The organism is Amycolatopsis thermoflava N1165, from assembly GCF_000473265.1.
Lineage (GTDB): Bacteria > Actinomycetota > Actinomycetes > Mycobacteriales > Pseudonocardiaceae > Amycolatopsis_E > Amycolatopsis_E thermoflava.
Map to the genome: position 1 here is coordinate 200,428 of NZ_KI421511.1, position 23,434 is coordinate 223,861.

General features: G+C 71.8%; 20 protein-coding genes. 10 read left to right on the plus strand and 10 right to left on the minus strand.

The genetic code is table 11. The features are described 5' to 3' along the window. The first annotated feature begins 7 nt into the window (after nt 1–7). On the plus strand, nt 8–238 hold the full coding sequence (gene secG, locus AMYTH_RS0101040) for a preprotein translocase subunit SecG (protein ID WP_017983033.1): 231 nt from the start codon (nt 8–10) through the stop codon (nt 236–238). Nucleotides 239–301: 63 nt separating this feature from the next. Beyond that, the gene (locus tag AMYTH_RS0101045) at nt 302–643 is read left to right on the plus strand and encodes an RNA polymerase-binding protein RbpA (protein WP_026153205.1); all 342 of its coding nucleotides are present in this window, start codon (nt 302–304) and stop codon (nt 641–643) included. A gap of 308 nt (nt 644–951) precedes the next feature. Here the strand turns inward: AMYTH_RS0101045 and AMYTH_RS0101050 are convergent, their stop codons facing one another. From AMYTH_RS0101050 to tkt, 8 genes are all read right to left on the minus strand, one after another. After that, the gene (locus AMYTH_RS0101050; RefSeq protein WP_027928732.1) at nt 952–2,145 is read right to left on the minus strand and encodes a sensor histidine kinase; all 1,194 of its coding nucleotides are present in this window, start codon (nt 2,143–2,145) and stop codon (nt 952–954) included. A 132-nt stretch (nt 2,146–2,277) separates the two neighbouring features. Next, complete coding sequence (locus AMYTH_RS43345) at nt 2,278–3,525, minus strand: serine hydrolase domain-containing protein (RefSeq protein ID WP_037322109.1); 1,248 nt, start codon at nt 3,523–3,525, stop codon at nt 2,278–2,280. A 74-nt stretch (nt 3,526–3,599) separates the two neighbouring features. Beyond that, nucleotides 3,600–4,379: a 6-phosphogluconolactonase gene (gene pgl, locus AMYTH_RS0101060; RefSeq protein ID WP_027928733.1), complete on the minus strand. Its 780-nt coding sequence runs from the start codon at nt 4,377–4,379 to the stop codon at nt 3,600–3,602. Further along, a complete protein-coding gene (gene opcA / locus AMYTH_RS0101065; RefSeq protein WP_027928734.1) occupies nt 4,379–5,365 on the minus strand; it encodes a glucose-6-phosphate dehydrogenase assembly protein OpcA in 987 nt (328 codons plus the stop codon). Before opcA ends, pgl begins: the two co-directional genes overlap by 1 nt. Beyond that, the gene (gene zwf, locus AMYTH_RS0101070) at nt 5,362–6,894 is read right to left on the minus strand and encodes a glucose-6-phosphate dehydrogenase (RefSeq protein ID WP_027928735.1); all 1,533 of its coding nucleotides are present in this window, start codon (nt 6,892–6,894) and stop codon (nt 5,362–5,364) included. Before zwf ends, opcA begins: the two co-directional genes overlap by 4 nt. Further along, the gene (locus tag AMYTH_RS0101075; RefSeq protein ID WP_027928736.1) at nt 6,891–8,507 is read right to left on the minus strand and encodes a glucose-6-phosphate isomerase; all 1,617 of its coding nucleotides are present in this window, start codon (nt 8,505–8,507) and stop codon (nt 6,891–6,893) included. The genes zwf and AMYTH_RS0101075 overlap by 4 nt, the downstream gene beginning before the upstream one ends. Nucleotides 8,508–8,511: 4 nt before the next feature. Continuing rightward, on the minus strand, nt 8,512–9,621 hold the full coding sequence (gene tal, locus AMYTH_RS0101080; protein WP_027928737.1) for a transaldolase: 1,110 nt from the start codon (nt 9,619–9,621) through the stop codon (nt 8,512–8,514). 23 nt (nt 9,622–9,644) lie between these two features. Next, a complete protein-coding gene (tkt, locus tag AMYTH_RS0101085; RefSeq protein WP_027928738.1) occupies nt 9,645–11,750 on the minus strand; it encodes a transketolase in 2,106 nt (701 codons plus the stop codon). Nucleotides 11,751–12,045: 295 nt separating this feature from the next. Here tkt and AMYTH_RS0101090 point away from each other — a divergent pair, with 295 nt between their 5' ends. The 6 genes from AMYTH_RS0101090 to AMYTH_RS0101115 all read left to right on the plus strand — a co-directional run bounded on the left by AMYTH_RS0101090 (nt 12,046) and on the right by AMYTH_RS0101115 (nt 18,869). Then, nucleotides 12,046–13,023: a heme o synthase gene (locus tag AMYTH_RS0101090; protein ID WP_026153203.1), complete on the plus strand. Its 978-nt coding sequence runs from the start codon at nt 12,046–12,048 to the stop codon at nt 13,021–13,023. Between the two features lie 89 nt (nt 13,024–13,112). Continuing rightward, a complete protein-coding gene (locus AMYTH_RS0101095; protein WP_027928739.1) occupies nt 13,113–15,401 on the plus strand; it encodes an AAA family ATPase in 2,289 nt (762 codons plus the stop codon). 9 nt (nt 15,402–15,410) lie between these two features. Then, the gene (locus AMYTH_RS0101100) at nt 15,411–15,998 is read left to right on the plus strand and encodes an FKBP-type peptidyl-prolyl cis-trans isomerase (protein WP_017983021.1); all 588 of its coding nucleotides are present in this window, start codon (nt 15,411–15,413) and stop codon (nt 15,996–15,998) included. A 293-nt stretch (nt 15,999–16,291) separates the two neighbouring features. Continuing rightward, on the plus strand, nt 16,292–17,086 hold the full coding sequence (locus AMYTH_RS0101105) for an SDR family NAD(P)-dependent oxidoreductase (protein WP_027928740.1): 795 nt from the start codon (nt 16,292–16,294) through the stop codon (nt 17,084–17,086). A gap of 8 nt (nt 17,087–17,094) precedes the next feature. Next, the gene (locus AMYTH_RS0101110) at nt 17,095–18,072 is read left to right on the plus strand and encodes a DMT family transporter (RefSeq protein ID WP_027928741.1); all 978 of its coding nucleotides are present in this window, start codon (nt 17,095–17,097) and stop codon (nt 18,070–18,072) included. A 146-nt stretch (nt 18,073–18,218) separates the two neighbouring features. Then, nucleotides 18,219–18,869 carry a DUF3159 domain-containing protein gene (locus tag AMYTH_RS0101115; protein WP_323807222.1) on the plus strand — a complete coding sequence of 217 codons (651 nt, stop codon included), beginning with the start codon at nt 18,219–18,221 and terminating at the stop codon, nt 18,867–18,869. Between the two features lie 160 nt (nt 18,870–19,029). On the opposite strand, the gene AMYTH_RS0101120 is transcribed toward AMYTH_RS0101115, so the two are convergent. Continuing rightward, nucleotides 19,030–19,482: a winged helix-turn-helix transcriptional regulator gene (locus AMYTH_RS0101120; RefSeq protein WP_027928743.1), complete on the minus strand. Its 453-nt coding sequence runs from the start codon at nt 19,480–19,482 to the stop codon at nt 19,030–19,032. A gap of 89 nt (nt 19,483–19,571) precedes the next feature. On the opposite strand from AMYTH_RS0101120, the gene AMYTH_RS0101125 reads away from it, so the two are divergent. Together AMYTH_RS0101125 and AMYTH_RS46830 are read left to right on the plus strand one after the other, a co-directional pair. Further along, nucleotides 19,572–20,165, plus strand: a complete 594-nt coding sequence (locus AMYTH_RS0101125; protein WP_027928744.1) for a dihydrofolate reductase family protein — start codon at nt 19,572–19,574, stop codon at nt 20,163–20,165. 75 nt (nt 20,166–20,240) lie between these two features. Then, nucleotides 20,241–22,202: a bifunctional phosphatase PAP2/O-acyltransferase family protein gene (locus tag AMYTH_RS46830; RefSeq protein WP_157360486.1), complete on the plus strand. Its 1,962-nt coding sequence runs from the start codon at nt 20,241–20,243 to the stop codon at nt 22,200–22,202. Between the two features lies 1 nt (nt 22,203). Here the strand turns inward: AMYTH_RS46830 and AMYTH_RS0101135 are convergent, their stop codons facing one another. Continuing rightward, on the minus strand, nt 22,204–23,421 hold the full coding sequence (locus tag AMYTH_RS0101135; protein WP_228684521.1) for a PucR family transcriptional regulator: 1,218 nt from the start codon (nt 23,419–23,421) through the stop codon (nt 22,204–22,206). Between the last annotated feature and the right edge of the window lie 13 nt (nt 23,422–23,434).

Sequence of the window (23,434 nt, forward strand, 5' to 3'; positions counted from 1 at the left end):
GGATGAGATGAAGCTGTTCCTGCAAATCCTGCTGATCGCGTCCAGCGTGCTGCTCGTGATCGCCGTGCTGCTGCACCGCGGGCGCGGTGGCGGGTTGTCCTCGCTGTTCGGCGGTGGCATGCAGTCGAGCCTCGCGGGGTCGAGCGTGGCCGAGAAGAACCTCGACCGCATCACCCTGCTGCTGGGTGCCATCTGGCTGATCAGCATCGTGGGCCTGGGCCTGCTGCTGAAGGTGTGACGGACACTGAACGCACGGGCGTGCCTATGGGGGGTGCGCCGCCTATCCACACTGTGAGGATTCATGGTTGGCGGTAACGCAATCAGAGGCACCAGGGTCGGTGCCGGTCCGTCCGGCGAGTCGGAGCGCGGCGAGGCCGCTCCCCGCCGCCGGGTGTCGTACTGGTGTGCCAACGGGCACGAGTCCAAGCCGTCGTTCGCCATGGACGCGGAGGTGCCGGACGAGTGGGACTGCCCGCGTTGCGGGCTGCCTGCCGGCCAGGACGAGAAGAACCCGCCGGCCGCGCCGCGGACCGAGCCCTACAAGACCCACCTGGCGTACGTGAAGGAGCGACGCAGCGACGCCGACGGTGAGGCCATCCTCGCCGAGGCGCTCGAGCGCCTGCGTCAGCGCCGTCAAATCTGAGGAAGCGCTTTCTCCGAACGGACCCCGCCTCGCCGGCCTTGCCCCGGCGGGCAGGGTCCGTTCGTGCTTGAACACGCCGCAGACCACTACAAACAGGCAGCCGGCCACAAAAGCCGCCACCCTCCCGAACCACCCCTCTCCCCAACCCGATCCCCAGCCTTCTTTGGCGGTCGACCAGGCGTGTCAAGGCACGCTTTCCCGCCTTGACACGCCTGCTCGACCGCTAAAACACTGAAAGATCGGGTTCGGGAGGCCGCAATCCGGGCGTAGCGAAGCGAAGCCCGGCGCCCTAACCACCCGCGTAGCGGCTACACAGCCAAGGGATAACGAGCACGAACCCGAAACCCCCCATCCTCGGTGGAGCAGGTCTCCAAACTCCCGCCGAGCAACCGGGCCCGCTCCGCCAGCCCAGTCAACCCGTACCCGCCGGAAGGCAACTCAGCCACCGCCTCACAAGGTGGCCGCTCGTTGCACACCTCCACGCTCAACGCCCCGTCCTCGCCACGGACGAGCACCGTCGCGGTAGCCCCGGGCGCGTGTTTGCGGACGTTGGTCAGCGCCTCCTGCACCGTCCGGTACGCCGCGGCCGACACCTTCGGCGGCACCTCTTCCGGCACCTCGTCCATGGTCAGCCGCACGGCGACCGCGCTGTTGTGCACGAGCCGCCCCAGCTCGGCGATGCCTGGTTGCGGGCCTTCGTCGACCAGCCCGGACCGCAGCACGCCCACCAGCGACCGCAGTTCCTCCAGCGTGCGGGTGGACAGCTGCCGGATCACCTCGGCGGTCTGCCGGGCCGAGGGCGACTCCTGGGCGGTGAGCACCCCCGCCTGCATCGCGATAAGGGTGATGTCGTGGGAGACCACGTCGTGCATCTCGCGCGCGAGCCGGGCCCGTTCCTCGGCGCGTACGGCGTCCGCGGTGAGCTTGCGTTCCCGGTCGCGGCTGGCGGCCAGCTCACCCAGCTTCTGCGACAGCTGCGCGCGGGCCCCGATCAGCAGCCCGATCGCGATCGGCATCCCGGCCACCAGGACACCGTAAATGCCGTCCAGCACGTGCTCGCGCCAGCTCAGCTGCGCGAAGTCGCTCAACGGCCACTGCACGAACCGGCACATCCACACCAGCGCCGCGCCGACCCACACCTGCCAGTGGGTCTGCTTGCGGGTGGCGAGCATGCCCAGCGCGATCATCGCGGCCAGCTGCGACCAGCCGGTGAGGAACCCGGGCACGGTCAGCAGCACCACGCCGAACGGCATCCAGCGGCGCCCGGCCAGCGCCAGGCAGGCGAGCCCGGACAGGTAGATCGAGTACGGCGGCGCCTTCTCGGGGATGACGAGCCAGACGTCGAGCACGGCGATGAGGATCGCGGTGGCGTCGATCGCCAGCGGCGCCCACACCACGCGGCGAGCCAGAGCCGCCCGGCGCGAGCCGCGGTGCGCCCGGTCGGCGGCCCCCGCGCCTGGGCCGCCGACCGAAATCCCGATGGAGAGTCCCTCGGTGCTCATGGTTTGGACCTCACTCGTCTTGTGGACTGCCTATGAGAGTCCGAGATCACCCGATCGGGACGCGAGTGGGCGCAACAATGTGCGGATGCTAACGGGGACGTGTGGGGTGGCGGTGAACTCCGCGCCCGACGCTCAGAAGTAGGACGGGAACTGATCGCCCGACGGCCAGCTCGTCACCGCGCGGTAGGCGGTCCACAGCGCGGCGTCGATGTCGCTGTAGGACAGGCCCGACGCGTCGTCCCGCTGGTTGAACAGCACCGCCCAGCTCGCCCCCTGGTAGTTGCGCACCATCAGGGTGTAGGTGCCGGGCAGCGAGCCGTCGTGCCACGTGTTGCGCCCGGTGCCGCCGCTGACCGGGCGCACCAGCCAGCCCAGCCCGTAGTACGAGCCGCCGCTGCCGATCCCGGTCTCCGGTTGCGCGAACACCTGGCCCAGCGAAGCGCTGTTCAGCACCGCGGACGGCTGGTCGAACACGCGCGCCCAGCGGACCAGGTCGACCGCCGACGCGATCCAGCCGCCGTTGGCGCCGTGGACGCGCATGCTGAACGTGCCGTACGGGCTGGGCACGGTCGCCCCGGAGGCGTCGAGCACCGTCACACCGCTGTACTGGGACCGGTACGGCACCTCGCCGGTGTGCCGGGCGATGCTCCAGCCCTGCGCCATCCGCGTGATCCCGAGCGGGGCGAGCAGCTTCTGCCGCACGTAGTCCGCGTAGGCCAGGCCGCTGACCTCCTCGATGACCCGCCCGGCGAGCAGGTACCCGAAGTTGGAGTAGGCGTACGTGGTGCCGGGCGTGTGGTCCAGCGGCCGCCCGGCCATGTAGCGGATGACGTCGTCCGGGTACAGCTCCAGCGGCACGCCGAGCGCACGCGAGATCGTGCGGTCGGCGAAGTTCGGGTCGCCGGAGATCGCGCGGTCCCAGCCGCCCAGGTGCTGCAGCAGCCGTCGCACGGTGATCTGCGGCCAGCGGGCGTCGGCGGTGGCAGGCAGGTCCAGGATCGAGGTGACCGGCGTGTCCAGTGCCAGCTGCCCGTCCTGGGCGAGCCGCAGCACGGCGGCGGCGGTGATCGGCTTGGACAGGCTGGCGATCCGGAACAGCGACGTCGGCTGCACCGTCAGCGTGCTGTCGGTGCTGTAGCCGCGGGCGAGGACGAGCCGGCCGCCGTAGGTGACGGCGAGCTGCCCGGCCGGGATGCCCCGCGCCTGCATGAACGTCTTCATCTGGGTGTCGAAGGCGCTCAACGCCGCCACCGCGGTGCCGGTGGCCCGCCACGTCGCCGCGTGCGCCGTCCCGGTGAGCGCGCCACCGGCGAGGAGCCCGGCGCCGGCGGCGCCGGTGAGCCTGCCGAAGGTCCGCCGGGACAGGGGAGTGCGGTGCATGTGATCAGTCAACACGGGCCGCGCAAGCGAAAGGCCCGCCGGCGAGCGCCGGCGGGCCTTCGTCCTGACTCAGATCACGCCGTCGGCGGCTGGTACACGTTCGACAGCTTGCTCGCCGCCGTGCGGTCCAGCAGCCACAGCGTCCGCCGCTGGCCGCGGGCGCCCGCCACGGGCACCTGCACCTCGCCCGCGCCGGACAGGGCCAGCGCGACGGCGTCGGCCTTCGCCTCACCCGTCGTCATCAGCCAGACGTCGTGCGAGCGCCGGATCGCGGGCAGCGTCAGCGACACGCGCGTCGGCGGCGGCTTCGGGCAGTTGCGCACCGCCACCACCGACCGCTCCGTCTCGTACACCGCGGGCGACTCGGGGAACACCGACGCGGTGTGGCCCTCACCGCCGAGACCGAGCAGGCAGATGTCGAACTGCGGCACGTCGCCGTGGTCCTCCGGCCGCGCGTTGTCCGCCAGCACCTGCGCGTACGCCGCCGCGGCCGCGTCCACGTCGTCGCCGAACTCACCGTCCGAGGCCGCCATCGCGTGCACCCGCTTCGGGTCGACGGGCACGTGGTTCAGCAGCGCCTCGCGGGCCTGCTTCTCGTTGCGCTCGTCGTCGTCCGCGGGCACGAACCGCTCGTCGCCCCAGTAGAGGTCCAGCCGCGACCAGTCCACCGCGTCCCGGGCGGGGGAGCGGCGCAGCTGCTCCAGCACCGCGATCCCGGTGCCGCCGCCGGTCAGCACCAGCGACGCCGAACCCTTCGCGGCCTGCAGGTCCACCAGCCGCGTCACCAGCCGGGCCGCCGCGGCAGCCGCCAGCAGCTCACCGTTGGCGTAGACCACTACTTCGGAAGAGGCCATCACGCGCTCGCCTTCGCCGACTTCGCCGGCTTCTTCGTGGGCGCCTTCTTCTTGGCGGCGCCCACCGAACCCGAGGCCAGCTTGTCCAGGCCCTGCAGCGACGCCTCGAACACCTCGTCCGGGTCGAGCCGCCGCAGCTCCTCGATCAGGCAGTCCTTGGTGTTGCGCCGGTGCAGCGCGATCCGCCGCGTCGGCTGGCCCGGCTGCATGAGCGTGCCCACCTTGCCGTCCGGCCGGTGCAGCGCGATCGCGCCCGAGCGGCGCTCCAGCTCCACCGACACGATGCCCTGCGCGGTGGTCGTCTTGACCCGGCGCACCGGCACCTTCAGGTACTCGGCGAGCCAGCCCGCGAGCAGCTCCGTCGACGGCGAGTCGGCCTCACCGGTCACCGTGGCGCCGGTGACCTTCTCGTACGGCGGCAGGTCCAGCGCCGCGACCAGCTGGGCGCGCCAGTTGGTCAGCCGCGTCCACGCCAGGTCCGTGTCGCCCGGCACGTACGCCTTCCGGCGCGCCGCCAGAGCCCTTATCGGGTTGCGCTCCGCCGCCGAGTCGGTGATCCGGCGCTGCGCCAGCTCCCCGATCGGGTCCTGCGCCGGCACCTTCGGGCCGGAGCTGGGCCACCACGCCACGATCGGCGCGTCGGGCAGCAGCAGCGGGATCACCGCGCTCTGGCCCTGCGACGCCAGCGGCCCGTACAGCCGCAGGATGATGACCTCGCTCGCACCGGCGTCGCCGCCGACGCGGATCTGCGCGTCGATGCGGGCCGCGGCCGTGCGCGACCCGCGGGCCAGCACGATCACCCGGCACGGGTGCTCGCGGCTGGCCTCGTTGGCCGCGTCGATGTGCTCCTCCAGGTGCTCGCCGTCGTCGTCGACGATCACCAGCGTCAGCACCCGGCCCAGCGCCACCGCGCCACCGCGCTCACGCAGTTCGACCATCTTGCGGTTGACCTGCGAGGTCGTGGTCGAAGGCAGGTCGATGATCACGGGCGCCTCCAGTTCCGGCCGCTGCGCTCCAGGACCTCGTCCGCCGACGGCGGACCCCAGGTGCCCGGGGGATAGGGCTCGGGCGTGCCGTTCTTCGCCCAGAACTCCAGGATCGGGTCGAGGATCTCCCAGGACAGCTCGACCTCTTCGTTGACCGGGAACAGCGACGGCTCGCCGAGCAGCACGTCCAGGATCAGCCGCTCGTAGGCCTCCGGCGACGACTCGGTGAACGCGTGCCCGTAGCCGAAGTCCATCGTGACGTCGCGGACCTCCATCGTGGTGCCCGGCACCTTCGAGCCGAACCGCAGCGTCACGCCCTCGTCCGGCTGCACCCGGATCACCAGGGCGTTCTGCCCCAGCTCCTCCGTCGAGGTGTAGTCGAACGGCAGGTGCGGCGCCCGCTTGAACACGACGGCGATCTCGGTGACCCGGCGGCCCAGCCGCTTGCCGGTGCGCAGGTAGAACGGCACCCCCGCCCAGCGGCGGTTCTGCACCTCCAGCGACACCGCGGCGTAGGTCTCGGTGGTCGAGTCCTTCGCGAACCCGGCCTCCTGCAGCAGGCCCGGCACCTTCTTGCCGCCCTGCCAGCCGCCGGTGTACTGGCCGCGCGCCGTGGTCTCGGCGAACGGCTGCATCGGCTTGGTGGCCCGCAAAACCTTGATCTTCTCCGCCCGCAGCGCCCGCGGCTCGAACGACAGCGGCTCCTCCATCGCGGTGAACGCGAGCAGCTGGAGGAGGTGGTTCTGGATCACGTCGCGCGCGGCGCCGATGCCGTCGTAGTACCCGGCGCGACCGCCGAGGCCGATGTCCTCGGCCATGGTGATCTGCACGTGGTCGACGTAGTTGGCGTTCCAGATCGGCTCGAACAGCTGGTTCGCGAAGCGCAGCGCGAGGATGTTCTGGACGGTCTCCTTGCCGAGGTAGTGGTCGATGCGGAACACCGACTCCTCGGGGAAGACGTCGTTGACGATCGCGTTGAGCTCCTTGGCGCTGGCCAGGTCGTGGCCGAACGGCTTCTCGATCACCACGCGGCGCCACGACTCGTCGTCGGACTGCGCCAGGCCCGAACGGGCCAGCTGCTTGGTCACCACCGGGAACGCGCTGGGCGGGATCGACAGGTAGAACGCGGTGTTGCCACCGGTGCCGCGCTCGGCGTCCAGCTCGCGCACGGTCTGCGCGAGCCGGTCGAACGCGTCGTCGTCGTCGAACGTGCCCTGTACGAACCGGATGCCCTCGGCGAGCCGGTTCCACACCGACTCGCGGAACGGGGTCCGGGCGTGCTCGGCGACCGCGTCGTGCACGAGCTGCCCGAAGTCCTCGTTCTCCCAGTCCCGCCGCGCGAAGCCGACCAGCGAGAACCCCGCGGGCAGCAGCCCGCGGTTGGCCAGGTCGTAGATCGCCGGCATCAGCTTCTTGCGGGAGAGGTCACCGGTGACGCCGAAGATCACCAGGCTGGACGGCCCGGCGATCCTCGGCAGCCGCTTGTCGCGAGGATCCCTGAGTGGGTTGCTCCACCCCTTATTGCTCACTCGGCCTCCTGTACCGCGCGCATGAGCTCAGCCAGGCCCGCGGCCCGGTCGGTCAGGTGCAGCCGCAGCACCGGACGGCCGCGCTCGGTCAGCACCTGGCCGTCGCCGAGCGCCTGCGCGTGCTGCAGCTGGCCCAGGGTGTAGGGCCGGTCCGGCACGTCGAGGTCGTCCTCGTTCGCGCCGGTGATCTGCAGGAAGATGCCGTTCTGGTGACCGCCCTTGTGGTACTGGCCGGTCGAGTGCAGGAACCGCGGCCCCCACCCGAAGGTGGTCTGCAGCCCGGTCCGCTTCGCCAGCTCGGGACGCAGCAGCGCCGCCGAGGCGTCGTCGAGCCGGTCCAGGTAGGCCTGCACCGCGAGGTAGCCACCCTCCGGCGCGGTCGCCAGGAACTCCCGCAGCACGTCGGACAGCGAGCCGTCGCCCGAGACGCCGGCCGGGGCGAAGATCTCCACCGCGTCGTCCACCGTGGTCGGCGTCTCGCCGCCGGTCAGCTTCGACGGGTCGTCCAGCAGCGAACGGGCGGCCTTCTTCGCGGCCTCCACGTCCGGCTGGTCGAACGGGTTGATCTTCAGCAGCCGCCCGGCGATCGCGGTGGCGAACTCCCACAGCAGGAACTGCGCGCCGAGCGAGCCGGTGGTGGCCACCTTGGCGGCACCGGTGACCGGGCCGATCGCGACCGGGGTCGCGTCGGCGCCCGCGTCGGCGAAGCCGGGCGCGGCCGGGCCGTCCACGGCGACCGGCAGCAGGCCGGTGCCGAGCTTGCCGGTGGACTCGGCGATCAGCTGCTCCGCCCAGTCGGCGAACCCGGTGATGCCGGAGCCGGTGTCGGCCAGCACGACCTTCTCCGCGCCGGCGTTGTGCGCGGCGGCCCACGCGGCGGCCAGCTTGACCGCCGGGTTGTCGGCGCTGTCGGCGCCGAGGACCTGCGCGGCGGCCGCGGCCTGGTCGAGCAGCCGGGCGATGTCCGCACCGGCCAGCCCGGCGGGCACCAGCCCGAACGCGGTGAGCGCCGAGTAGCGCCCGCCCACGTGCGGGTCGGCGAGGAACACCTTGCGGTACCCCTCCTTCTCGGCCAGCTCGGACAGCGGCGAACCGGGGTCGGTGACCACGACGATCCGCCGCGCCGCGTCGATCCCGTTGTCCGCGAACGCCTTCGCGAAGATCCGGCGGTGGCTGTCGGTCTCCACCGTGCCGCCGGACTTCGACGACACCACCAGCACCGTGCGCTGGAGGTCGCCGGCCAGCGCGTCGGCGACCTGGCCCGGGTCGGTGGTGTCCAGCACGGTCAGCGCGACGTTCTCGGTCGCCGCGATGACCTCCGGCGCGAGCGACGAGCCACCCATGCCGGCCAGGACGATCCGGTCGACGCCCTCGCCGCGCAGCGCCTCGCGCAGCGCCTCGATCTCGCCGATCAGCGGGCGCGACGACTTGTGCAGCGTGGTCCAGGACAGCCGGATCGAGGCCTCGGACTCGGCGTCGGGGCCCCACAGGGTGGGGTCCTGCGCCGCGACCTTGGACGCGACCTGGTCGGCGACGAGCTCGTCGACCAGCGGGGCCGCTTGCGCGGCCAGCTCCTCGTCGCTGATCGTGACGGTCAGCTCTTCCCCCACCACGGCGTCAGCCCTTCGCCTTCTCGAGCTGCCCGGTGACGGTCTCCAGCAGCTCGGCCCAGGACTTGTCGAACTTCTCCACGCCCTCGTCCTCCAGCGTGCGGAAGACGTCCGGGATGTCGATGCCCACCGCGGCGAGCTTGTCGAACACCTCCTGCGCCTGCGCGCCGGTGCCGGTGACCTTGTCGCCCTCGACCTTGGCGTGGTCGGCGGCGGCGAGCAGCGTCTTCTCCGGCATGGTGTTGACCGTGCCGGCCACGACGAGCTGGTCCACGTAGCGGGTGTCCGAGTAGGACGGGTCCTTCACGCCGGTGGAGGCCCACAGCGGGCGCTGCGGCCGGGCGCCCGCGGCGGCCAGCGCCTGCCAGCGGTCGGTGGCGAACAGCTCCTCGTAGGCGGCGTAGGCCAGGCGGGCGTTGGCGATGGCGGCCTCGCCGCGCAGCGCCTTGGCCTCGTCGGTGCCGATCGCGTCCAGCCGCTTGTCGATCTCGGTGTCCACACGGGACACGAAGAACGAGGCGACCGATTCGATCGTGGCGAGGTCGTGGCCGTTGGCCTTGGCCTGCTCCAGCCCGGCGAAGTAGGCCTCGATCACCGCGCGGTAGCGCTCGACCGAGAAGATCAGCGTGACGTTGACGCTGATGCCCTCGGCCAGGGTCTTGGTGATCGCGGGCAGGCCCTCCTCGGTGGCCGGGATCTTGACGAGGATGTTCGGCCGGTCGACGGTCTTCCACAGGTCCTGCGCCTCGGCGGCCGTCTTGTCGGCGTCGCGGGCCAGGCGCGGGTCGACCTCGATCGACACGCGGCCGTCCACCCCGTTCGTGCGGGTGTAGATGTCGCGGAACAGGTCCGCGGCGTTGCGCACGTCGGTGGTGGTCAGCTCGCGGACGGCGGCGTGCACGTCCGCGCCGCGGGCGGCCAGCTCGCGGACCTGGGCGTCGTAGGACTCGCCGTCGGCCAGCGCGTTGGCGAAGATCGTCGGGTTGGTGGTCACGCCGGTCACGTGACGGTCGCGGATGAGCTCGGCCAGGTTGCCGGAGTTCAGCCGTTCGCGCGACAGGTCGTCGAGCCAGATGGACACGCCGGCCTGAGACAGCTGAGCAAGGTTGTCGCTCATGACTTCATCCCCTTTGCGGTGATTCAGGAGTTCTTGGTCTTGGCGAGCGAGCGGCGCGCGGCGTCGACCACGGCGTCGGCGGTGAACCCGAACTCGCGGAACAGGGTCTGGTAGTCGGCCGAGGCCCCGAAGTGCTCGATCGAGACGATCTCACCGGCGTCGCCGACCCAGCGGTACCACGGCTGCGCGATGCCGGCCTCGACCGACACGCGGGCCTTCACCCCGCTGGGCAGGACCGACTCGCGGTACGCCTCGTCCTGCGCCTCGAACCACTCGACGCACGGCACCGACACGACCCGGGTGGGCACGCCGTCGGCCTCCAGCGTCTTGCGCGCCTCGACGGCCAGCTGGACCTCCGAACCGGTCGCCATCAGCACGACCTCCGGGGTGCCGGAGGAGGCCTCGGCGAGCACGTAGGCGCCCTTGGCGACCTTGTCCGCCGCGGTGCCCTCGAGCACCGGGACGTTCTGGCGGGTCAGCGCCAGGCCCGACGGGTGGCGCTTGTCCTCCAGCGCGGCCTTCCACGCGCCCGCGGTCTCGTTGGCGTCGGCGGGACGGACCACGTTCAGGCCCGGGATGGCGCGCAGCGAGGCCAGGTGCTCGATCGGCTGGTGCGTCGGGCCGTCCTCGCCGAGGCCGATCGAGTCGTGCGTCCACACGTAGATGACCGGCGCGTGCATCAGCGCGGCCAGCCGCACCGGCGGGCGCATGTAGTCGCTGAACACCAGGAAGGTGGCGCCGTAGGGCCGGGTGCCGCCGTGCAGCGCGATGCCGTTGAGGATCGAGCCCATGGCGTGCTCGCGGACACCGAAGTGCAGCGTGCGGCCGTAGGGGTTGGCCTTCCACATGCCGGTGGAGGCCTTCTCCGGGCCGAACGAGTCGGCGCCCTTCATGGTGGTGTTGTTGCTCTCGGCCAGGTCGGCCGAACCGCCCCACAGCTCCGGCAGCACGTCGGCCAGCGCGTTGAGGACCTCGCCGGAGGCCTTGCGGGTCGCGATGCCCTTGGCGTCGGGCTCCCAGCTCGGCAGCTTCTCGGCCCAGCCCTCGGGCAGGTCGCGGGTGGCCAGCCGGTCGGCGAGCTTCTTGCGCTCCGGGTTGGCGGCGGCCCACGCGTCGAAGCGCTCCTGCCACGCGGCGCGCTCCTGCTTGCCGCGCTCCAGCGCCTTGCGCGTGTGCTCGATCACCTCGTCCTCGACCTGGAAGCTGCGCTCCGGGTCGAAGCCGAGGATCTTCTTGACCGCGGCGACCTCCTCGGCGCCCAGCGCGGCGCCGTGCGCCTTGCCGGTGTTCATCTTGTTCGGCGCCGGGTAGCCGATCACGGTGCGCAGCAGGATGAACGACGGGCGGGTGGTCTCCGCCTTGGCGGCCGCGATGGCCTCCTCGATCGCGACGACGTCCTCGCCGCCCTCGACGACCTGGACGTGCCAGCCGTAGGCCTCGTACCGCTTCGCGGTGTCCTCGGACAGCGCGATGTTGGTGTCGTCCTCGATCGAGATCTTGTTGTCGTCGTAGATGACGACCAGGTTGCCCAGCTCCTGGCGGCCCGCGATGGACGACGCCTCGGAGGTGACGCCCTCCTCGATGTCGCCGTCGGAGGCGATCACGAAGATGTGGTGGTCGAAGATGCTCTCGCCGGGCGCGGCGTCCGGGTCGAGCAGGCCGCGCTCGCGGCGGGCGGCCATCGCCATGCCGACCGCGTTGGCCAGGCCCTGGCCGAGCGGGCCGGTGGTGGTCTCCACGCCCTTGGTGTGCTGGTACTCCGGGTGGCCCGGGGTCTGCGAGCCCCACTTGCGCAGCTGCTTGAGGTCCTCCAGCTCGAGGCCGTAGCCGGCGAGGTACAGCTGGATGTAGAGCGTCAGGCTGGAGTGCCCGGCGGACAGGACGAACCGGTCACGCGCCGGCCACTCCGGGTCGCTCGGGTCGTGGCGCATGATCCGCTGGAAGAGCGAGTACGCCACCGGCGCCAGGCTCATCGCGGTGCCGGGGTGACCGCTGCCGCAGTTCTCGACCGCGTCGGCGGCCAGCACCCGGACGGTGTCGACCGCGCGGGTGTCGAGGTCGGTCCAGTCGGCGGGCAGGTTCCGCCGCAGCAGTGGGTTGTTCTCGCTGATGGAGGCGATATCGGACACTGAACTCGAACTCCCCGTCCTTGTCTGTGACTTCTTCTGTCGTGGGGGTCTTCGCGCGCGCAGGCTCCACTCATCTCAATCGATCCCGAAGAGACGATATTCCTGCTAGCGGGCGTGCGCACGACCACAAGCGCAAACCCCGGCGCCAGCCTAGTAGGTCGGGTACCCGGCGGCTCCGGGGCCGACACACGCGGCTCGCGCACCCCGGTGCGCGCAGGGTGCGAGCACGGCGATTACGATCGGTTGCGGTGCCGGGCTGCCCCGGTGCCACCCGAATCTGACTCAGGGAGCGGAATTGTCGTTGGTGAACGCTGCGCACGGGCGCAGTGACAGCACCAGCGCTGTCGACCCCGGAGGCGAGCGCCCGCGTGGTCTGCGGCGCGTGAGCCGGATCGTCGGCGCCTACGTCGCCCTGACCAAGCCTCAGGTCATCGAGCTGCTGCTGGTCACCACCATCCCGGCGATGTTCCTCGCCGCGCGCACGATCCCGTCGCCGTGGCTGATCCTGGCGACGCTGGTCGGCGGCACCATGGCCGCGGGCAGCGCGAACGCGCTGAACTGCGTGATCGACGCCGACATCGACAAGGTGATGAACCGGACCAAGCGGCGCCCGCTGGTCCGCGACTCGGTGCCGCGGCGCAACGCGCTGGTGTTCGCGCTGGCGCTGGGCGCCGGCTCGTTCGCGATGCTGTACTTCACGGTGAACCTGCTGGCCGCCGTGCTGGCGATCGCGACGATCCTGTTCTACATCTTCGTCTACACGCTGGTGCTCAAGCGGCGCACGGCGCAGAACGTGGTGTGGGGCGGCGCGGCGGGCTGCATGCCGGTGGTGATCGGCTGGGCCGCGGTCACCGGCACGGTGCAGTGGCCCGCGTTCGTGATGTTCGCCGTCATCTTCTTCTGGACGCCGCCGCACACCTGGGCGCTGGCCATGAAGTACCGCGACGACTACGAGCGCGCCGGCGTGCCGATGCTGCCGGTGGTCGCCACGCCGGAGCACGTGGCCCGCCAGATCCTCATCTACTCGTGGGTGATGGTCGGCTGGACGCTGCTCCTGCTGCCCGCGACGAGCTGGCTGTACGCGAGCTTCGCGGTGCTGGCCGGGTCCTGGTTCCTCTTCTACGCGCACCGCCTCTACTCGGGCGTCCGGCGCGGCGTGGAGACCAAGCCGATGGCCCTGTTCCACCGGTCGAACACGTACCTGATGATCCTGTTCTGCGCGCTCGCGGTCGACTCGGCGATCGGTCTGCCCACGCTCGGCCTGCCGTTCTGACGCGCTCGGCCGGGAATCTTCCGGCGCTCGCCTTCGTTGGGTTCCAGGCCGACTTGTCACCCGATGCCGAAAGCAGGTTGCTCTTGTCCGTGGCTGAGGACCGGGAACCCGAGAACACGACCGACCTTCAGCACGAGCAGGACTACGTGTCCATGCTCTACCGCAGGCTCGACGCCGAACGCACCACCGCCGAACGGCGCCTGGAGCGGGCGTTGCGCTCGCACGGGGAGACCCCGCAGGAGAGCGCCGAGCGGGACGCCGCCAGCAGCCTTCACCACGAGCGGCTCGCGCAGCTCGGCTCCGTCGAGCAGGGCCTGTGCTTCGGCAGGCTCGACTTCCACGGCGAACAGGCGCCCGCCTACATCGGGCGGCTCGGCCTGTTCGACGAGGACGGCGACTACGAGCCGCTGCTGCTGGACTGGCGCGCGCCCGCCGCGCGGCCGTTCTACCTGGCCACCGCCGCCTCGCCGGAGGGCGTGCGGCGCCGCAGGCACATCCGCACGCTGAGCCGCAAGGTCGTCGGCCTCGACGACGAAATCCTCGACCTGCGCGCCGTCGACGGGCAGCAGGCCGACCTGGGCCTGGCCGGCGAGGCCGCCCTGCTCGCCGCCCTGGAGCGCAAGCGCACGGGTGAGATGAGCGACATCGTCGCCACCATCCAGGCCGAGCAGGACGACATCATCCGCGACGACCTCAGCGGCGTCGTCGTGGTCCAGGGCGGGCCGGGCACCGGCAAGACCGCCGTGGCCCTGCACCGGGCCGCCTACCTCCTCTACACCTACCGCCAGCAGCTCGCCTCCCGCGGCGTGCTCGTGGTCGGGCCGAACAGCACGTTCCTGCACTACATCGGCCAAGTCCTGCCGTCGCTGGGCGAGACCGGGGTGCTGCTGTCCACGATCGGGCAGCTGTTCCCCGGCATCCGGGCGCGCGGCGCGGACAGCCGCGCGGCGGCCGAGGTCAAGGGCAGGCTGGCCATGGTCGACGTGCTCACCAGGGCCGTCGCCGACCGCCAGCAGGTGCCGGAGGAGCGGTTCGAGGTCGCCTTCGACGACGACGTACTGGTGCTCGACCGCGCCGTCGTCGAGCGGGCGCGCGACAAGGCCCGGCGCACCCGCCGCCCGCACAACCTGGCGCGCCGCGTGTTCGTCGACGCGATGCTGGACGCGCTGACCGAGCGGGCCGCCGTGCGCATGGAGGTCGACCTCTTCGAGGGGGTCCCCGACATCCCGCTCGCGGAGGGCGAAGACGCCGACGCGCCCGTGCTGGACGCGGGGGACCGAGTGGAGATCCGCAAGGAACTCGCCGAATCCGAGACCGTCGCCGCGGCGATCGACGAGCTGTGGCCGAAGATCACCCCGCAGCGGCTGCTGCGCGACCTGTTCGCCGAGCCGGACCGCCTGCTGTCCGCGTCCGGGGGGCTGCTCTCCGACGACGACCGCGCGGCGCTGAAGCGCCCTGCCCGCTCGCCCTGGACGCCGGGCGACGTGCCGCTGCTCGACGAGCTGGCCGAGCTGCTCGGCGAGGACGACGAGGCCGAGCGCGCCGCGCGCGAACGGCGCGAGCGCGAGGAGCGCGCCTACGCCGAAGGTGTGCTCGACATCATGGACCAGGACGAGGAGCTCCTGGACGAGGACCAGATCAACATCGCCGACATCCTGGACGCCGAGCTGTTCGCCGAGCGGCAGGAACGCAGCAGCCACCTGACGGCGGCGCAGCGCGCGGCCCGCGACCGCACCTGGACGTTCGGGCACGTCATCGTCGACGAGGCGCAGGAGCTGTCCGCGATGGACTGGCGGCTGCTGATGCGCCGCTGCCCGAGCCGGTCGATGACCGTCGTCGGCGACGTCGCCCAGACCGGCGCGCCGGGCGGCGCGTCGTCGTGGCGGGACATGCTCGGCCACTACGTCGGGGACCGCTGGCGGCTGCGTGAGCTGACCGTCAACTACCGGACCCCGGTGGAGATCATGAACCGCGCCGCCGAGGCGCTGCGCGAGGTGGACCCGGACCTGCGGGTGCCGACGTCGGTGCGGGAAACCGGCGTCGAGCCGTGGCGCGCGCCGCTCGGCGAGCGCCCGCTGGCGTCCATCGTGGACGAAGAGGTGGCCGCCGCGGACGGCGGCACCGTCGCGGTGCTGGTCCCGGCGGCCAGGCTGGGCGCGGTCCGGTCCGAACTGGACGGTCACGGCGACGCGGTGTCGGTGCTCACCGTCGCCGAGGCCAAGGGGCTCGAGTTCGACGGCGTCGTGGTGCTCGCGCCGGAGGAAATCGTGGCGGAGTCGCCGCGCGGCTGGAACGACCTCTACGTCGCCTATACCCGTGCCACGCAACGGCTCGGCATCTTGTACTCCGCCGGACGGCCGACGTCAACGCCCGGTTAAGGTGTCGCCATGCGTAACGCTGGCAAGATCGTGCTCGCGGCGGCAGCCGCCCTCGCTCTCGGGGCCTGCGCGCCCGACCAGGACCCGTCTTCCTTCCCGCCCGGTGGCGGCCCGACCTACCCGGCGCCCGAGCCGGCGGCGGCGTCCGCGAGCGCCTCGGCGGGGCACGACACGGGCAGCGCCGCGCACGAGTGCACCGCGGACGACATCACCGTGACCGGTGACTTCGGCGCCAAGCCGACGATCACGATCCCGGACACCTGCAGCGCGCCGACCAAGCTGCTGACGAAGGACCTGAAGCCGGGCACCGGCGCCACCGCCCACGCCGGCAGCACGCTGCAGATGGACTACGACCTGGTGACCTGGTCGGACAAGGTCGACCAGCAGAACTCGTTCGGCTCGGCGCCGTTCTCGTTCGCGCTGGGCGAGGGCACCGCGATCCCGGGCTGGGACCAGGGCCTGGAGGGCATCAAGCAGGGCGGCCGCCGCCTGCTGGTCATCCCGCCGGACCTGGGCTACGGCGCCCGCGGCAACGGCCCGATCAAGCCGAACGAGACGCTCGTCTTCGTCGTCGACGCCGTCCAGGTCGCCGGCTGACGCTCGGTGACAGCCGCGTGGGAGCCGGGCCGGCGGCAGCCGGGCTCGTCCCTCGCGGCCCTGGGCTCGGCGGGCGGTCGTGGGGCGGGTTCCGCCGCCACGACGGTGGCAGGGTCCGCTGGCGGATGAGTGACCCCAGGGGCTCTGCCTGTGGCAGTCGGTGTCGTCCGGGTGATGGCCGGGCTGTCGGGCCACGGGCCGGGTAGCGGGCCCTGCCCCGCCGCGGACGGTGGCCGCGAGCGCGGCTGAAGAGTGGGCGGCGCCCGGGCGCCGGCCGGATCGGAGTCTGACGGATGGACGTCCGCGGAGCGGTCGCGGTGGTCACCGGCGCCTCGTCGGGCATCGGGGCGGCCACCGCGCTCCGGCTGCACGAGGCCGGTGCTCGCCTCGTGCTGCACGGCCGGGACGGCGACCGGCTGGACGCGCTCGCGGAGCGCACCGGCGGGATCACCGTCCGCGCCGACTTCGCCGAGCCCGGCGCGGTGGAGGCCGCTGCGGAGGAGATCGCCGCGCGGGCGGGCCGCGTGGACGTGCTCGTCAACAACGCCGGGATGGGCTACGCCGGGCCGGTGTCCGGGATGTCCGCTGCCGACGTGCGGCGGTTGCTTTCCGTGAACCTGGCCGCGCCGGTCGAACTGACCCGCGCCCTGCTGCCCGCGCTCCTCGACCGCCCCCGGTCGGTGGTGGTCTTCGTCACGTCCATCGCCGGCCGGGCCGGGGTGGCGGGGGAGTCGGTGTACTCGGCGACCAAGGCGGGGGTGGACGTTTTCGCCGAGAGCCTGCGGCTGGAACTGGCCGGTACCGGCGTGCGGGTCGGGGTGGTCGTGCCCGGGGTGGTGGACACCGAGTTCTTCGCCCGCCGCGGCCGTCCCTACCAGCGGCGCAGCCCCCGGCCGGTGCCCGCGGACAAGGTCGCCGCGGCGGTGCTGGCGGCGATCACGGCGGAACGGGCCGAGCAGTACGTCCCGCGATGGCTGAGGTTGCCAATTGCGGTGCGGGGGACCGTGCCCGCGGTGTACCGTGCACTATCTGCCCGGTTCGGGGGTTCGGCTGAGTTCCCGGAATCTTTCCGCCACTGGAAGCGCTGACAAGTGACGTGTTAGTCCCGGTATTCCTCGGATTCGCCGCGGCGTTCCTGTTCGCGGCGTCAGCCGCGCTTCAGCGACGCGCGGTGATCGAGGTTGCCGACAGTGACGTCGACGGGCGCGCCGCGCGGCATCGCGTCCCCGTACTGTGGCTGATCCGCAAGCTCTTGCGCAAGAGGGTGTGGCTCGCGGGATGGGCCACGAACCTGTTGGGCTTTTTCAGCCAAGCCGCCGCGCTGCACTTCGGGTCGATCGCGCTCGTGCAGCCGCTGCTGGTCACCGAACTGCTCTTCGCGCTGCCGATGGCCTCCGCCGCGATCCGCCGCTGGCCGCCGCTGCGGGACTGGCTGGCCGGGCTCGCCATCACCGGCGGCGTGGTGGTGTTCCTCGCGGTCGAGGGCACCGCGCCGCTGGGCGGGTCGCCTGACCAGGGCCGTCTGCTGATCGCGGTGCTGATCGCCGCGGCCACCGTTGTCACCCTCGTGCAGGTGGCCCAGAAGCGGGGGCCGCTGATGCACAGCGCGCTCATCGCCACGGCGGCCGGCATCTGCTACGCGATCAGCGCGGCCATGATGAAGGTGACCACCGACCTGCTGTTGAACGAGGGTGTCGCTCACACGGCGCTCACCTGGCCGGGGTACGTGCTGGCGCTGTCGACCTTCTCCGGGCTGCTGCTCGGGCAGCAGGCTTACGGGTCGGGTTCGCTGTCCGCGGCGATCGCCGTGATGTCCATCGTGAACCCCGCCGCCAGCTATTTCCTGGGGCTACTGGCGTTCAACGCGACGCTGATGACCTCGCCGGGCCCGCTCGCGGCGACCGCAGGCGCGGCCCTCCTGCTGATCCTCGGCGTGTTCGGGCTCGCGCACTCGCCGAGCGTGCAGGCGGAGACGACCCGGTCGGCCCAACACGGGGTTTATCCGGGAAGTGGTAAATTCTCGGGAACCGTTCCATCTCGGTCCCGTTCTTCGGACTCCTTCGCTCAGGATTAATTCAGGTAGCCGGCGTAGGTTTCGGGACCGGCGGGCGGTGGAACCTACAGAGCCTGTCGAGAGTGCGCTGCCCCCGCGCACCCCAGGCAGACCCTTGGAGGCTGGAACCCGTGCACCACCGAGCGTCGTCCGGCGACCGCCATTTGGTGATCGAAATTCCGCACCTGCGGAAAACGATCAAGGATGCGGCGATTCTGTTGCTGGAAACGGTCGTCATCCCGTCGGTTCTGCTGGCGTTGTTGTTGCATTTCGTCGGCCTGGTTCCCGCGTTGTGCGCGGTTCTCGGCTGGGCGGCGTTCGTCATCGGCGCGCGGCGCCTGATGAAGCGCGACATGCCCCGCACGTTGCTGCTCTGCACGGCGATGCTGGTCGGACGGGCGGCGTTCGCGCTGGTCACGTCCAGTGCGGTGGTGTACGTGCTGCAACCGGCCGTCGGCTCGGTGCTGATGTTCCTGATCTTCGTCGGCAGCGCGATGATCGGGCGCCCCATCACGGCGCGCCTGGCCAAGGACTTCGTGCGGCTGCCCGCGGAGCTGTTCAAACACCGCACGGTGAACCGCGTGTTCATCGAGGTGGCGCTGCTCTGGGGCGGCTCGCGGCTGATCGACGCCGCGATGACCATCGGGTTCCTGCACTGGGGCGTCGAGGCGGGCCTGATGTCGCGCGGCATCCTCAGCGGGCTGCTCACCGCGCTGACCGTCGCGGCCTGTGTGGGCCACGGGTGGCGCAAGCTCCGCCGCGACGGCGTGACGCTCCGGCTGGCCGGCCGCCACAGCCCCGCACCAGCCGCCGCCTGACCCCTCCTACCCGCGAGTCCCAGGCTGGAGCGCGCGAGTCCCGCACTCCCGGCCGCGAGTTCCGCGTTCGCGCTCGCGAGGTTTCCGTTCGGGGTGCGCCGTCAGCGTGAGCCCCGAGCGTGCGTGAGTTCCGCGCTCACTGGGGGAGCGGCCCGGTGGCTCAGGCAGCCGCGCCGGGGCCGGGCAGCAGGTCGACATCCCCGGCGTGCATCGCCTCGCCGCAGTGGTCGCAGCGCAGCCCGGCGCCGCTGACCTCGCCGCACGCCCGATGCCGGTACACCACCGGCGGCCCGGCCTCGCCCGCCAGCCACCGGTCGCCCCAGTGCGCCATCGCCATCAGCACCTCGACGAGCTCCGCGCCCCGCTCCGTCAGCACGTACTCGTAGCGCGGCCGCCGGTCATAGGGCCGTCGCTCCAGCACCCCACGCTCCACCAGGTGGTTCAGCCGCTCGGTCAGCACCTTCCGCGAGATGCCCAGATCGGCCTGGATCTGGTCGAACCGGGTCATCCCCGCCCACACGTCCCGCAGCACCAGCGGTGACCACGGTTCCCCGATGACGTCGAGCGTGCGCGCGATCGAGCACGCCATCCCGCCGAAGTTCGTCCGCTGCACGGCCCCGAGTCTACCAATCTGGGTTCCCTGAAGGAACTCATACTGCTATCGTCGGAGTCTCTTGAAGGAACTCTGAGAGGAACACCGAGATGAGCAAGGTCATCGCCGCGCACGCGGTCTCCGTCGACGGCTTCATCACCGGCCGCGACCCCCGCCCCGGGCACGGCCTCGGCGACGGCGGGATGCTGTTCGACTGGTACTTCGACGGCGACACCCCGAGCGGCGTGTTCGACGGCTTCCGCCTGAGCGAGCCCAGCGCCCGGGTGTTCGACGCCCTCGCCGGCCGCGTGGGCGCGATCGTCGCCGGGCGCAACACCTACGAGGACTCCGACCGCTTCGGCGGCGGCAGCCCGCACCCGAAAGCGCGGCTGGTCGTCCTCACCCACCGGGAGGCCCCGGAGATCACCGAGCGGCAGACCCTCGTCACCACCGGCGTCGAGGACGCGATCGCCAGAGCCCGCGAGGCCGCAGGCGGCCGGGACGTCGGCCTCATGGGCGGCGGCGTGGTGACCTCGGCGCTCGCCGCCGGCCTCGTCGACGAGATCGTCCTCCACCAGGTCCCTGTCCTGCTCGGCGCGGGCAGGCGGTTCTTCGGCGAGCTGCCCGCGCACGTGCGGCTCCGCCTGGTCGAGGCCGTCCCGGCGCCGGGGGTCACGCACCTGCACTACGCGGTCGAGCGGTGATTAGCGCGAGCGCCGCGGCCACGAAGCGTGGTATATGACGGTGTGCTCACCGTCGGTTCCACCTCACGGTCCCCGGTGGTCCTGGACGCCCGCGCGGCGGCCGTCCAGCGTCCGGGCTGGTGGGGTGAACTGCTGCTCGGGATCGGCCTGTTCGGGATCTACCTGCTGGTCGAGGCGTTCCCGCTGCCGGGCCGCGAACCGCGGGCGCACGCCAACGGCGAGGCGCTGCTGGCGTTCGAACGCTGGATGCACCTGGACTTCGAACTGCCGGTCAACCTGTGGCTCGCCGACCAGGGCTGGATCCGCGTGTTCGCCAACTACGAGTACGCGATCACCTACATCGCGAGCGCGATCATCCTGCTGATCTGGGTGCACGCCCGCCACCCGGTGCACTACCGCTCGGTGCGCAACAGCTTCGTCTGGCTCAACCTGTTCGCGCTCGCCTGTTTCTGGCTCTACCCGGTCGCGCCGCCGCGGATGCTCGAGGGTGCTGGGTTCGTCGACACCGTGCGGCTCGGGCACACGTTCCTGTCCTGGGGCTCGCCGGCGTTGCAGGGCGCCAACCAGCTGGCCGCGATGCCGTCCCTGCACGTCGGGTGGGCGCTGTGGGTCTCGGTGGTCCTGGCGCGCATCCGCGGCGGCTGGGCCGTGCAGATCGTCAGCGCGGTGCACGTCGCCATCACGTTCGCGGTCATCATCGCCACCGGCAACCACTACTGGATCGACGCAGCCGCCGCCGTGGTGTTCATCGCCGCGGCCACCTGGATCGCGCAGGTCGCCCGGCCGGTCGACCGGGTGCCCGCCTCCGACACGTTCTTCCTGCACGTCGAGACCCCGGCCTACCCGCAGCACGTCGGCGGGCTCATCATGCTCGACACCACCGCCAACCCCGCCGGGCCGACCCGGGAGTGGGTGCAGCAGGCCATCCGCGACAAGCTGCCCGAGATGCCCCGCTACGCGCAGCGCCTGTCGGACTACTCGCCCTGGCGCCGCCAGCACTGGGTGCCGCACCCGGACATCGACTGGGACTGGCACGTCCCCGACTACGACCTGACTCGCCCGGACGGCACGCCCGGCGGCATGGGGGAGCTGCACAAGCTCGTCGCGCGGTTCCAGAGCGAGCCGCTGCCGCGGGACCGGCCGCTGTGGCGGTTCGCCGTCGTGCGCGGCGTCGAGGAGAACACCGCCGCGGTGATCTCGCTGGTGCACCACGCCGTCGCGGACGGCATCGGCACGATCAGCCTGATGCTGGAGCTGTTCGACTCGCCGAGCCTGCTCGACGGCCTCAACGAGACCCGGCGGCCGAACGCGCTGCAGAAGGCCGCCGCGGGCGCCGTCGGGCTGGCGCAGCTGGCCACCGACGGGCGGCCCAGGACGCGGCTGCCCGCGGGGGACCCGCCGGACCGCCGCTACGCCACCCTGCAGATCCCGCTCGACGACGTGCGCGAGCTGGCGCGCAAGCACGGCGTGCGGGTCACTGACCTGCTGCTGGGCGGGGTCGCCGGCGCGCTGCGGCGCGTCGCGGTGGCGCCGCTGCCCGAGTCGATGCTGACCTCGGTCACGTTGATGGCCGCCGAGCCGCGGCCCGGCGCCGAGGGCAACGTCACCGCCGCGGTCATGGTGGACATCCCGCTGGGGGACATGCCCGAAGCCGAGCGGCTGAAGCGGATCGCCAGGGCCACCAAGCGGTTGCGCACCGGCACCCGGGTCGTCGCGTCCCGGTTCGTGCAGCACACGCTGGCCGGGCTGATGCCGGCGTTCTTCCACCGCTGGTTCGCGCGGACCGTCTACAACGAACGGTTCTTCAACGGCACCGTGTCCAACATGCCCGGTGCCGCGTGGCAGGTGGACTTCCGCGACTTCCCGCTGCGCACGGCGTTCGCCATCATCCCGCTCGCGCCGGGCACCCCGTTCACCATCGGCGTGCTCGGGTGGTACGGCTCGTTCTCGATGAGCGCCACGGTGGACGCGACGCTGGTGGACAGCGTGGACGGCTTCCTCACCGAATTCCGCGCGGTGCTCGCGGAACTGGCCTGAACTACACTTCGCCGGGGTCCGAGGTGCCCCAGGCGAGGGCGAGCGTGAGGCGGCGGCGGTTGTCCGGATCGTCCAGGCTCTCGCCGAACAGCTCACGCAGCTGGGTCATCCGGTAGCGCACCGTCTGCGGGTGGATGTGCAGTTCCTCCGCCATCGCGCGGCGGTCGCCGAGGTGCCGCAGCCAGCAGGCGAGCGTCTCGCACAACCGCTTGCGCGTCACCGGCCCGAGATGCGCCAGCGGGGCGAGGCACTGGTGCCGCATCGCGTCGAACAGCTTCGCGTCGCGGTGCACGATGATCGAGTCCAGGTGCTCGTCCACGAACACCGGGTCGTCCTCCAGCACGTGCGTGCGGCGCAGCTGCGCGGCCAGCTCGGCGACGTGCATGCTGGCGGGCAGGCGTTCCAGCGGCACCGCGTGCCCGACCACCGCGCCCGCGCCCCGCAGCGCCGACGCCAGCCGCTCCCGCCGCTGCGGCCCGTCCGGATCGGGCACGATGGCGCAGACCAGCCGCTGCCGCCGGACGTGCAGCGACGAGTTCCCGAGCCGCCCCAGCAGTGCGCTGCCGACCGGGTTGTCCGGCTCCACCAGGACGACCGCCGCCTGCCGCGGCAGCGGCCAGTCCACCCGGGCCGCGGCGTCGCGGATCGCGGCGGAATCGGAACGGTCGGACAGCAGCATGTCCGCGAGCTCGTCGCGCAACCGCTCCCGCATCGCCGCGGATTCGGACTGCTCCAGCACGTAACCGCGCGCCGACGCCGAGGACAGCTGGTCCACGAAGATGAACACCGCCTCGGCCAGCGAGGCGAACATGTCGGAGGGGACACCGACCTCGAGCGCGACCTCGGCGACGTGGTGCCACGCCACCCGCGCGCCGATCTGGTACGCCGACAACAGGCTCGTCAGGTCGCGGCCCTGCTGCCACTGCGCCCGCCCGATCTCCTCGAACAGCGGCTGCTCGCCGAACCGGTCCGCGCCCTGGTCCGCGATGCCGGACAATTCCGCGATGTCCCATTTGGCCATCCGCAGCAGCCGCTGCAGGAACATGTTGGCGGAGACCAGGACCTCGTCCCGTTCGGTGACGATGAACTCCGCGTAGTCCGGCCAGTGCTCGTTGAGCAGCCGCGCCACGTCGTCCAGCATGCGCGGCAGCCGTTCCGAGGTCGCCTTCGCCAGATCGGCCAGCGTGCCGTCGCTGGTCTCCGTGCGTCTGCCCGTCATCTCGTGGACCCCC

What these genes read in the sequence shown, in the direction of transcription:
- secG (WP_017983033.1), top strand. Translation starts at nt 8, where the DNA reads ATGAAGCTGTTCCTGCAAATCCTGCTGATCGCGTCCAGCGTGCTGCTC.
- AMYTH_RS0101045 (WP_026153205.1), top strand. Translation starts at nt 302, where the DNA reads ATGGTTGGCGGTAACGCAATCAGAGGCACCAGGGTCGGTGCCGGTCCG.
- AMYTH_RS0101050 (WP_027928732.1), bottom strand. Translation starts at nt 2,145, where the DNA reads ATGAGCACCGAGGGACTCTCCATCGGGATTTCGGTCGGCGGCCCAGGC.
- AMYTH_RS43345 (WP_037322109.1), bottom strand. Translation starts at nt 3,525, where the DNA reads ATGCACCGCACTCCCCTGTCCCGGCGGACCTTCGGCAGGCTCACCGGC.
- pgl (WP_027928733.1), bottom strand. Translation starts at nt 4,379, where the DNA reads ATGGCCTCTTCCGAAGTAGTGGTCTACGCCAACGGTGAGCTGCTGGCG.
- tal (WP_027928737.1), bottom strand. Translation starts at nt 9,621, where the DNA reads ATGAGCGACAACCTTGCTCAGCTGTCTCAGGCCGGCGTGTCCATCTGG.
- AMYTH_RS0101100 (WP_017983021.1), top strand. Translation starts at nt 15,411, where the DNA reads ATGCGTAACGCTGGCAAGATCGTGCTCGCGGCGGCAGCCGCCCTCGCT.
- AMYTH_RS0101105 (WP_027928740.1), top strand. Translation starts at nt 16,292, where the DNA reads ATGGACGTCCGCGGAGCGGTCGCGGTGGTCACCGGCGCCTCGTCGGGC.
- AMYTH_RS0101125 (WP_027928744.1), top strand. Translation starts at nt 19,572, where the DNA reads ATGAGCAAGGTCATCGCCGCGCACGCGGTCTCCGTCGACGGCTTCATC.
- AMYTH_RS0101135 (WP_228684521.1), bottom strand. Translation starts at nt 23,421, where the DNA reads ATGACGGGCAGACGCACGGAGACCAGCGACGGCACGCTGGCCGATCTG.